The following is a 1,638-nucleotide window of genomic DNA, read 5'->3' as shown; positions in this document are numbered from 1 at the left end:
GTGACGTTGATGGTGCTGGTGCCGACGTTGCCGGAGCTGTCGTAGGCTTTGGCGACGATGCTGGTGGCGCCATCGGCACGGGTGGTGGTGTCCCAGGCGAAGCTGTAAGGGCCGGCCGCGTCGGTGGCCAGCAGCACGCCGCCCACATACAGTTCCACGCGGCTGATGCTCATATTGTCGCTGGCGTTGACGTCGATGTTGATGGTGCCTTTCACGGTCGCGCCTGGCGAGACGATGGACACGCTTGGGGCCTGGGTGTCGGCGCTGACGGCAGCCTTGGCGGCGGTGACGGCGCGGTAGGCGTTGATGCGGCCGGCGCCGTAGTAGTTGTCGCGGCCGGCAGTGCCCAGGTCGTCGGCGGTGGAAATCAGGATCGAGTCGATCTGGTCGGCTTTCAGGGCCGGGTTCGCTTGCAGCATCAGGGCCACCACGCCGGCGGTGATCGGGCTGGCGAAGGAGGTGCCGTTGACGGCACCATAGCCGCCGCCCTTGACCGTGGTCCAGATGCCAACACCCGGTGCGCTCAGGTCGATGGGTGCGCCGTAGGTGGACCAGCTGGCGCGCACATCGTTGCCATCGGTGGCGGCCACGGTCAGCATGGTCGGGGTGCCCGCGTTCGAATCCAGCGCGCCGTTGTTGCCGCCGGCGGTCACCACCACGCCGCCCTTGTTGCGCATGTACTGCGCGGCCGACTGCACGGAAGCCACGTGCTGCACGCCGTAGCTGATGTTGGCGACACGGGCGCCACGGTCGGCGGCCCAGGTGATGGCGTTGGCCACCATGCTGTAGTAAGTGATGTAGCCGTTGGTGTCGCTGATGCGCATCGGCATGATCTTGGCATCCCAGGCTACGCCAGCCACGCCGACCGAGTTGTTGCCGATGCCGGCGGCGGCGCCGGCGACTTTGGTGCCGTGGCCGTAGACGTCGGCGGTATTGTTGTTGTTATCGAAGGTGTTCCAGCCTGGTACCAGGCGGGCGGCCAGGTCAGGGTGGGCGGCGTCGACGCCGGTATCCAGGATGGCGATGGTGACGCCGGCGCCGGTGGCGACGTCCCATGCCGCTGGCGCGCCGATCTTGGCCATGTGCCATTCGTTGGCGTAGTAGGTGTCGCCTGGGGTCTGCTGCATCTGCAGCACGCCGTCCAGTTCGGCGAACTTCATGTGCGGGTTGCGCTTCATGGCCTGCAGCATGGCTTTTTCGCGGCCGGCTGGCACGTCCACCACGTAGACATTGGTGCCGTTCAGCTTGCGGCTGACGTTGCCGCCGTTGTCCTTGGCGATTTTCTTGAAGGTGGCTTCTGGCAGACCGGCACGTGGCGCCACCAGGATGCGGCCGCTGGCAAACTGTTCTGGATCGGCAGCGTAGGCGGACGATGGCGCTGCAGCGGCAGCAGCCATGAGCAGTGCCAGCGATGCGGCGGAAGCCAGGCGGGTTTGAGCGAACTTGGTGGTGGTGGCGATAGTCTTCATTTGCGAGTCCCTGTTTTCATCAATTTCGAAAAACGAGGACTGCCTGCCGGCCGAGGCCGGTAGAAGACTGCATCCGGCAACAGGGCGCACGGCCCTCCCGGGAAGCTTTTGTCTGGCAGTCCTGCCGTCATGGGGCCGAAGCCCTTTAGACCGTTGACTTTGCGTCCCA

Annotated in this window: 1 protein-coding gene and 1 riboswitch; the gene reads right to left on the bottom strand. The window is 65.6% G+C overall.

Features of this window, described 5'->3' with window-relative positions; genetic code table 11:
• Positions 1–1,469 (bottom strand): S8 family serine peptidase (locus GTP41_RS26730; protein ID WP_161028634.1); only part of this gene is annotated, 1,469 nt, incomplete at its 3' end.
• Between the two features lie 111 nt (positions 1,470–1,580).
• A riboswitch (cyclic di-GMP riboswitch) is annotated at positions 1,581–1,638 on the bottom strand. This riboswitch is flagged as partial in the annotation.

The organism is Pseudoduganella guangdongensis, from assembly GCF_009857475.1.
GTDB lineage: Bacteria > Pseudomonadota > Gammaproteobacteria > Burkholderiales > Burkholderiaceae_D > Rugamonas > Rugamonas guangdongensis.
The sequence above is the reverse complement of the archived record's forward strand: the minus strand, read 5'-3'. Positions and strand labels throughout refer to the sequence as shown.